Raw genomic sequence first — 9066 nt, forward strand, 5'->3', positions numbered from 1 at the left:
AGCCGGCGATCCGACGCGCGTTTTCCGCGCTCCGATTCTCACGGCCCGCACGGCCGCCGCTCTGCTTCCGTGCTCAAAAACACACGCCTCTCAGGGGCGTTCTCGCTCAGCAGTGAAGCTTTTGAAACAGCCTCTGAGAGAAAACAGACATACCCCCCTCAGTCGCCATGCGACCCTTCATGGCACCGTCGCAGGTCTCACCGGTTTTGCCACATGCCGCGCCCGTGCAGCGGGAGCGATCGACGCAGGCGAAACGGGAGATGCGCCCCCTGTTTTCGCCCGGAACCTGTGGGCAGACCGGCTGCTCTATGTCGGCCACGGAGCCCCGGCCTCACAGAGGAAAGCCATTCTGGCACATCGGAAATCCCCCGTCACCGACATGGCGGATCTGAAATCACGAAGCATTGCCTTCAACCGTGGCGCCAGCGTGCATTATCCGGTGCTGGCGGCCCTGGCTCGTGCCGGCCTGCTGTCGTCTCCGGTACACGTAAAGGACGCCGAATGGACGACATAGCAGTGTCAGAACGCATCCGGGACAGCAGAACAACGTCAACTGCCGGTGTTGTAATTATCGGTGGCGGCTTTACCGGCACGGCGGTTGCCTTTCATCTGGCTTCCCGGCCGGAACAGATACAACCGATCGTCGTTTTTGAGCCACGTCCCGTACTGGGAGCCGGACTCGCTTACAGTACCTCTGTATCTGCCCACAGGATCAACGTCCCCGCATCGAGAATGAGTCTTCTTCCCGATAAAAAAGAGGATTTTCAGGACTGGATTAATGAGACCCGTGCAGTGGACACTGATCCGCAGGCAACCCACTCCGACGGCTCCGTTTATCCGGCCCGTGCGGTTTTCGGGCGCTATGTTGCTGACCGGATCAGGCCCGCTCTCGAAAACGGCCGGGTGGAGCACAGGATTGCACAGGTGGTTTCGGTCGAACCACGTCCCGAAGGACGATGGCTGGTCAAAGCTGCGGACGGGACACAGGTGGAAGCTCAGGTCGTTGTCATCGCGACATCGCACCCGGCTCCGGCTCTGCCTGCTCCGCTTTCCCGATTGCTCGCTTCCACTGGCGGCACATTGCCATCGCTGATTGCTGATCCATGGGCACCCAATGCCTTTACCTCAGTCTCACAGGATGCCCGGGTGCTGATCATCGGCACAGGTCTTACGATGGCGGATGTCGTCGCATCGCTCGATCATGCCGCACACACAGGAGCTATCCTTGCCATTTCCCGCCGGGGACAAACGTCACGTGGCGATCTTTCCTCGAACGTTTCGGCTAATGGTGATTTTTCCACGCGTCCGGCCAGGACTGCACGGGCACTACTTGATAATGTACGCGAAATTATCAGTATACATCCGGAGTGGCCATGGCAGACAGTCTTTAATGCCCTTCGGAAACAGGCTGCTCAGGTCTGGAGCGCCCTGCCGGTCAGCGAACGTCGGCGACTGGTCCGCCATCTTCGCCCTTTCTGGGATACGCGCCGCTTTCGCATTGCACCACAGACAAGCGCCATCCTCGACCGCCTCATTTCAGAAGGCCGTCTGAAAACCGAGGCAGCCAGAATTATCGAGGCACATACTGAAGGCAGCACAATAGCAGTCACACTTGCCCATCGCGGAGGAGGACAGGAAACCATTGACGTTGATACCGTGATAGCCACAACAGGGCCTGCTCATGGAAGCGTTCTGAAGTCGCAGCCTTTTCTGGAACAGCTGTCGCTCGATGGGTTGCTCGAATGCGATCCGGTCGGGCTGGGCCTTCACACAGATCAGAACGGGCATGTTCTCGCAAAAGGACAAATACAGCAGACGCTGTTTGTTGCCGGCCCTCTCTCCCGTGCTGCATACGGAGAACTGATGGGGTTGCCTGAAGTGACAGCCAATGCCGCGCAGATTTCTGAAAATGTCTCTGCTGTTCTTAAAGAGCATCATCAGTAACGCATGAAGCAGATCCGGTCACTCGGGTCCTGATCTGCCGGCTGTCCCGCCCGGCCTGTAGCACAATTCCGGAGGCGATACATGTTCGAAACGGAGCAGGCCGTTATCCGGCGCGCATTTGACAGGGAGGCCACGCATTTCGATCTCGCCAGAAAAGCAGCCAGCGACGCCCCGGTCGTGGCAAATGGCGGCAACGTCGGCATCAGCCGGTCAGCCCCCAATGGCGCAAAACGGACCAGTTCAGACTGACCACGCCTCTTTGCGGGTCTCAAACCGGAACACCGCCTCTCCCCCCGGCCGCGTCGACAATACCCCCACCGGCACAACCGGCACGTCTTCCCGCACGCTGAACCGGAATCCCTGCACCAGCCGCGCCAGTACCAGCACCGCCTCCGTCATCGCCAGTTGCGCCCCGATACACACATGCGGCCCTGCCCCGAATGGCAAAAATGCAAACCGGTCCGGCTCGTCCCCATCCAGAAACCGGCGCGGATCAAACCCGTCCGGATCACGCCACAACTCCGGGCGCCGATGCAGCATCCAGAACGGCAGCAACAGCATCGAACCCCGCCGCACCGGCACCCCGCACAGCTCCGTGTCCCGCTCCGCCTCGCGCCCGGTCATGAAAGCCGGCGGAAACAGCCGCAACACCTCACGCATCACCGCCGTCGTCACCGGCAACGCCGACAACGACGCAGCCGCATGGTCTGGCGAGAGATCGACATCACTCACCTCCCGTGCCACCTCTTCCTGCCACTCAGGCACCCGTGCCAGCATCAGACACGCCCAGAACAGCGCCGTCGCCGTCGTCTCATGCCCGGCGACAATCATCGTCGCCACTTCGTCGATCATCACCTGATTCGGAGCGGCTTCCCCGGATGATACCCCTGCCTCATCCCCGAACGCCCGCACCAGCAGATCGAACAGATCCCGGGGCACATCGCCAGCCGGCATCTCCTCCCGCTCAGTAATGATCGCTTCCACCAGCGCCACCCAGCGGCGCCGAAACCGATGCCGCCGCCAGCCAGGCACGGTCGGCATCCTCAAAGGCAGCAGAAAATCAGACGGACGCGGCTGACCGATCCCGGTCATGAAATCCGTCACCATCGTCCGCAGCGCCAGCCCGAACGGCTCGCTCGTCATCGAGAACATAGTGACCGCCGCAATGTCGAGCGCCAGACGCTGCGTGAACGCAAAGACGTTCACCAGTCCGTCAGCCGGCAATCTCCCGACCGCCTCTGCCGCGCACACTGCGATATGCCGCGCCAGTGTCGGAACCATCCGTGGCGTAAACGCAGGCGCCATCGCCCGCCTTCGCCGCTTCCAGATGTCGCCCTCACTGACCAGAATCCCTTCGCCCACAATGGGACTCAGAACCCGTCGCCCCATTTTCAGACGCTGAAATTCATCGGACTGCACCGAGAGCACAGCCTTCATCGCCTCCGGCCCGCATGCCAGAACCAGCGGACGCCCCAGCGCTTTCAATGGTACGACAGAGTCAACAAAACAGCGCTGTGGAAACGCGGAAAACCCGTTCCGCCGCAGCCGGATCAGCACACCCAGCCCACCCATGGACTCAGACGGCAAAGAGGGCATTGGAGGAATAAACGGCTCAGACACACTCATCCGATAAAACAGATCAGAAGCTGTGGGAAATATCAGGACGCCAGAGCGCTGCCCGACTGCTGTTCACATGGTCTCAGTGAATCGTCCGCGAAGGCCACCGCGCCGCCGCCAGCTGCAACTCCGCACGGAACCCCGGCCAGTGCCCCAGCGTCAGCGCCTCCAGAGACGGAGTCGGCAGACTCAACCGGTCCGCATAAGTCCAGAGATAGGAGAACGCCTGCGCCACGTAAGCCCGCGTCTGCGGGTTCGGCAGCCGCTCCATATAAAGAAGCGGGTCAGAAGACGCGCCGCTGGCCGCCTCCCAGCGCGAAATAGCCCCCGGTCCGGCATTATAGCTCGCCAGCAGACGGATCAGATCCCCGCCCTCCGGCGGCACCCCGGTCGAAGCCGTATCCCCGGAAGCCGTCGTCAGATGCGCCAGATACCGCACATAACGCTGGCCGATCTCCAGATTCAGACCCGGATCATGCAGCACCTCGGGAGACCCCGTGAACCGGCTGGCCTGCCCCGTCACAAACCCCGCCGTCACCGGCTGAATCTGCATCAGACCATGCGCTCCGGCACCGGAAACAGCCTGAGGATCAAAGTTCGATTCCAGCCGGGTCAGCGCATAAACCAGCGCCGGATCAACCGTAAATCCGTGGCGCGGATGCAACGCCGGCAACGGCAGCTGCTCGCCATGCAGCCCGGAAGCCTGCTCAACAGCCTGAATCGAATCCGCCATCTCCAGCGAGAGATCATTCAGGCCCGCCGCCGCCGCGACCAGCTGCATCGACCGCGCCAGAGGCGTGTCATGCACAACCTTCGGCCAGTAGCGGCGCAGCGCCATCTCGGCCCGCCCCTGCTCACCCACCTGAAGCAGCGCAAACACCCGGTTGCCCACTGGCGTCGTTGCCACAGCATCAATATCGACCTCGGTCAGAACCGGCATCGAAGGCGCCGTGTCCGCCACCATCTCAAGATCCGCGTTCTGAACCCCGTCATGCTCCGCCGCGTGACGCGGCTCGCGGTCCAGCAGCCGCTGCGCCAGCAAACCATAAAAACTCGTCCGGGACGCAAGCGCCCGCTGCAGCCAGGGCCGGAACGCACTCTGCTCGCCCAGATCCCGATGCCCGCGCGCCGCCCAGAAGGCCGATGCCGAAACCAGATCCGGTGTCACCAGAGCCGCCCGGGAGGCCGTCTCGAACAGCACAACCGCCTCGTCCCTGCGATCCAGAGCCCAGGCCGCCAGACCGCCAATATAGGCTGGGAAACCGACACGCTTCTCGCCACGACCAAAAGCGTCACGCGCGATCAGCAGCGCATTCCCCGCATCGCCAAGACTCAGCAGCGTCTGCGCTACCTCACCCCCGAGCTGCGCCGCATAAGGCGGCGTCATCCCCGGCGTGATCGCAATCAGATGCATGGCGCTCTGCGCGCCCTTCATCCCCTGCGCCGCCCGCTCCTGAACCGTCCTGTCCAGCAGAACATTGCGGGCAAACGGATGCCCTGACAGTTCATTCACCGTCGTCATGATGCGGGAGCCACCCAGGATCGCCGCAGAAGGCGCCACAGGCATCACACCCCGGTCAGACATCGCGGACAGCCGTGCATAAATCGCCGGTGCATCCGCCATATCCGAATGGGCCCGAAGCCAGCGTTGCAACTCGCCCGCTGTCGGAAGATAGGCCGGGTTCACAAACCGCTCGGCCACCACATCGGCCAGCAGCGTCGTGTCCGTCAGCCGCGTCGTGCTGCTCAGAGCCTCAGCAAACGCCCCCTGCCGCTGAAGACGGAAGATCGACCGCACCAGCGTCGCCATCTCCGGCGAAAGCGGACGGGGCAGAGCCACCACTCCGTCATCGCCGGACGCACCGCCCGGAGCCTCCATCGGCAGCCGCGGAATCGCCATGGCGAACTCCTCACCGGGCACGCCACCCGATGGTCGCGCATTCGAACCACCTCCGGCTCGCTGATGGCCGTCATCCGACGGATCAAACCCCTGAGCAACAGGACGCGCAGTCGCGACGGAAGCACCCGTCAACAGCGCCGCCCCGGCAAGCAAAACTCTGGTGGCTATGGATTGGGATATATGTCCAATGGCTCGCATGGTGGCGGGGGTCTAGAAGTTCCGACCCGAAAAAGCAAGCTTTCTTAAAATCACCACAATATGGACAGCAGGAAATTCCCGGTTAACCTGCCGTCAATGCACTGAAATACCGCGATTACCACACCCCAATAGAAACCGTTGACCAAAGCATTCCCAAATTGAATGCACACAATTATTCCACAATTACGTCAGTAGTAGCCTTTGCGTCATCCAGTGTTACTGCCAGCAACAAAAGATCATCCCATATCTCCCGGCGAGCCGCGGCACTCGCCCGCAACTGGAGCGGGTGCCTGATCGCCAGCGCCGGGCGCACCGGACCCCACTCAGCCCCCCACTCCGTCTCACACCATGAACCCCGCAGCCGCGTCGGATTCACTGACATCCCGGCTCCCGACCGCTCCGATGCAGCCCCGAGCACCATCCGCGTCGCCAGTCCGCCACACAGCAGCAAACGCTCCGGCCGATACACCGCAATACTGCGAAGAAGCAGGGGCAAACATGCCGCAACCTCCACGGGTGAAGGCGCGCGTCCACCCGGAGGACGCCATGGAACCGCCGGCGCAAGCACCAGTTGCCCCCGCTCCAGCCCGATGCTCGCCAGCATCCTGTCCAGTAACGCGCCCGCAAGTCCGGAGAACGGCAGACCACTCCGGTCCTCATCCTCGTCCGGAGCATCCCCGATCACCATGACCCGCGCCCCGACCGGCCCGACCGGCAAAACCGAATGCGTCGCCGTGCCCCGCAACACGCACCCGTCAAATCTGTCAATCGCCAGCGCCAGCGCCTCAACCGTGTCCACCCCGGCCAGATCAGCAACAGCAGCCGCCACCCGATCCGACACCACGCGGTCACGCCCCACGGAGGCCATGCCCCCACCGCCCCCACGCTCCTCCTCACGCCACCCGCCATCCGCCTGCTCCGCAGGTGGTTTCGGTTCTGGCTCATACACACCAGGCCCGACTTCCCCGCCGGACGGCAAAACGCCACGATCCCGCACGGCATCCTGACGCGCCGCCGCCCGCCGCGCCGCCTCCGCCGCCGATTCCGCAAACCGGTCATGCGGCGCCTCGTCGAGATCAACATCGACGCCCCATTCGATCTGGAGTCGCAGAAGTGCCCGCGCCGTTTCAATATCCATCACGCCATCCATCACGCCGCCCCCGATCATCACCGGCTCAGCACTCCTCCGACGCCAGACCCATACACCATATCCTCATCAACTCCTGACACACTCCCCCCATGCGCCCGGCAAGCCGCCGCCAAAGGCCCATGTTTGGCTCCTCACGCCACGCGGGTTACACGTTCACGCACACTCCGTTTACGGCAGCCCCCCTCCCGAAGAGGCGGGAGTCGCCGCCCGTCAACAGGCTCAAGAGCCTTCGCAAGGGTATTAAGGGTATATGTCATCCCGTCCGGTCCTGCCCGTCCTGCTGCTGACGTCACTTTTCTGCGGTACCACCATCACCTCCTCCGGACAGGCCACAACTCGCGCAGTCTCTCCTCTCGCGGACTCCACCAGCAAAACCCCGCCCCTTTTCCACACGACGGCCAGCACCACGAAAGCTACCGACCCGAAGCTTCCGGCCAGCCCGGACCCGGTCGATGCCCCGGATTTCCTCGTTGGCCTCGTCGCTTCCCGCGCCGATGACTACGCCGCCGCCGCGAAAGCCTTCAGTGCCGCCCTCGCCGCAGACCCGAACGATCCGGAAATCGCCCGCCAGGCCTTCACGCAGAGCGCCCTCGCCGGAGACCCGAACGCCGTCACCCTCGCCCGTGAAAGCGCGAAACATCCCGGTGGTCGCACCATTCTCACCGCATTCGTCATCGGCAACGATGCCGCCCTGCATGGCCGCTGGCAGGATGCCGCCACCGCCTATAAAGCAATGCCCAACGACGCCCTCACCCAGCTCCTCGCTCCTCTCCTCCAGGCCTGGTGCCTCGCGGGAGAGCACAAAAGCGCCGATGCCATCCGCCAGCTCACCGCCCCGTCCACCAGCGCCTCACCGGCCATGCCGTTCTATCTCGTCCATGCCGGCCTCATCGCCGCACTCAACGGCGAAACCATCCTCGCCGGACGCCTTTATGATGACGCCCGGCGCCAGATGCCTGGCCGCGACCTTTTGCTCACCCGCGCCCTCGGCAACTGGCTGTGGCAGTCAGGCCGACAGACCGAAGCCCGCGATCTGATGCGGCAGATGACCAGCGCGGACACCGCACTCGCCATCGCCGCGCCCGAACTCCAGGCCGCCCTTTCAACCCCGCCCGTCACCACCCCGCAGCAGGGACTGGCGCATGCCTATATGCTCGTTGCCTTCCTCATGCATCAGCAGGCCGAACACGTCTCCGAAAGCGAAGGCGCGCAGCAGATCAACGTCGCCGCCGCCATGATGCTCCGCATGGCCCTCACCCTTGATCCGCCACTGGCCATCGGTCGCCTGATGCTGGCCGAAGTCGAACAGGATCTCGGACATAAAGACGTCGCCGCAACAGCGCTCAGCGGCATCGCCCCGACCGACCCGCTGATCCGCGTCGCGCAATACCGCCGGGCCCTGCTCGATGACACACTTGGCCATACCGTCGCAGCCCGTCAGACCCTCGAAGCCCTGGTCCATGACGAGCCGCAGCAGGTCCTGCCCTCCCGCGCCCTCGGCACCCTGCTCTTCGAACAGAAAGACTGGCCCGCAGCCATCACCGCTTTCAGTCACGCCGTCGATACCGCCCGCGCCAGCCACACCCTGGAATGGACCCTCCTCTTCGAACGCGCCGCCGCCTACGAACGCACCGGCGACTGGAGCAAAGCCGAAGCCGACCTTCAGGCCGCCCGGCAGATGATGCCCGACGAACCCCTGCTCCTGAACTTCCTTGGTTATGGCTGGATTCAGCGCGGCCAGCACCAGCAGGACGCAATCGCCCTCCTCGAACGCGCCCTCTCGCTCGATCCGGATGACGGCGCCATCCGTGACAGCCTCGGCTGGGCCTGTCTCCGCACCGGTAACGTCGCAAAAGCCGTCCAACTCCTCGAACACGCCGCCGAACAGACCCCGCTCGACGCGGAAGTGAACTATCATCTCGGCGTCGCCTACTGGGATCTCGGCCGCAAAACCGAAGCCATCGACCAGTGGAACATCGCACTCGGCCTCAAACCCGAAGCTGATGACCTCGTCCGGATCCAAAGCGCCCTCGCCTTCGTGAAATCCTCACCGGACGCCACAGCCATTCCGCTGGAAAACGCACCGTCCACACCCGGCAAATAAGACCGGCCCAGGCCGGGAACTGACACATGGCAAAAGAGGCCGGGCTCTGTTGTCATTAGAGCGTGATGATTTTATGTTGGTCCATATCCTGAGTTGGTGAAGTAGTTGGCGCATTCGCTGGGAGTGTAGCTGCGCAGGAGTTCGCCGATGGTT

General features: G+C 63.3%; 8 protein-coding genes. 4 read left to right on the plus strand and 4 right to left on the minus strand.

Annotated features, from left to right (window positions below; genetic code table 11):
• Nucleotides 1-121: 121 nt before the first annotated feature.
• The 3 genes from GOB85_RS15290 (at nucleotide 122) to GOB85_RS15300 (ending at nucleotide 2193) form a co-directional block, all read left to right on the plus strand.
• A complete protein-coding gene (locus GOB85_RS15290; RefSeq protein ID WP_173578341.1) occupies nucleotides 122-514 on the plus strand; it encodes a type 2 periplasmic-binding domain-containing protein in 393 nt (130 codons plus the stop codon).
• Nucleotides 502-1944, plus strand: coding sequence for an FAD/NAD(P)-binding protein (locus GOB85_RS15295; protein WP_173578340.1), 1443 nt, complete (start codon nucleotides 502-504; stop codon nucleotides 1942-1944). Before GOB85_RS15290 ends, GOB85_RS15295 begins: the two co-directional genes overlap by 13 nt.
• An 81-nt stretch (nucleotides 1945-2025) precedes the next feature.
• The gene (locus GOB85_RS15300; RefSeq protein ID WP_173578339.1) at nucleotides 2026-2193 is read left to right on the plus strand and encodes a hypothetical protein; all 168 of its coding nucleotides are present in this window, start codon (nucleotides 2026-2028) and stop codon (nucleotides 2191-2193) included.
• Here the strand turns inward: GOB85_RS15300 and GOB85_RS15305 are convergent.
• From GOB85_RS15305 to GOB85_RS19625, 4 genes are all read right to left on the minus strand, one after another.
• Nucleotides 2185-3570 carry a cytochrome P450 gene (locus tag GOB85_RS15305; protein WP_173578338.1) on the minus strand — a complete coding sequence of 462 codons (1386 nt, stop codon included), beginning with the start codon at nucleotides 3568-3570 and terminating at the stop codon, nucleotides 2185-2187. The two genes, GOB85_RS15300 and GOB85_RS15305, sit on opposite strands and share 9 nt — an antisense overlap.
• 73 nt (nucleotides 3571-3643) lie before the next feature.
• Entirely contained in the window at nucleotides 3644-5659 is a 2016-nt protein-coding gene (locus GOB85_RS15310) for a transglycosylase SLT domain-containing protein (protein WP_173578337.1), read from the minus strand.
• 172 nt (nucleotides 5660-5831) lie between these two features.
• Nucleotides 5832-6827, minus strand: a complete 996-nt coding sequence (locus GOB85_RS15315) for a uracil-DNA glycosylase (RefSeq protein WP_242011555.1) — start codon at nucleotides 6825-6827, stop codon at nucleotides 5832-5834.
• A gap of 113 nt (nucleotides 6828-6940) precedes the next feature.
• Nucleotides 6941-7066 (minus strand): hypothetical protein, encoded by a 126-nt coding sequence (locus tag GOB85_RS19625; protein ID WP_277875941.1) that lies wholly within the window; start codon nucleotides 7064-7066, stop codon nucleotides 6941-6943.
• Here GOB85_RS19625 and GOB85_RS15320 point away from each other — a divergent pair.
• Nucleotides 7060-8913, plus strand: a complete 1854-nt coding sequence (locus GOB85_RS15320) for a tetratricopeptide repeat protein (RefSeq protein WP_173578336.1) — start codon at nucleotides 7060-7062, stop codon at nucleotides 8911-8913. The two genes, GOB85_RS19625 and GOB85_RS15320, sit on opposite strands and share 7 nt — an antisense overlap.
• The last annotated feature ends 153 nt before the right edge of the window (nucleotides 8914-9066 follow it).

Source organism: Acetobacter fallax (genome assembly GCF_011516735.1).
Taxonomy (GTDB): Bacteria; Pseudomonadota; Alphaproteobacteria; order Acetobacterales; family Acetobacteraceae; genus Acetobacter; species Acetobacter fallax.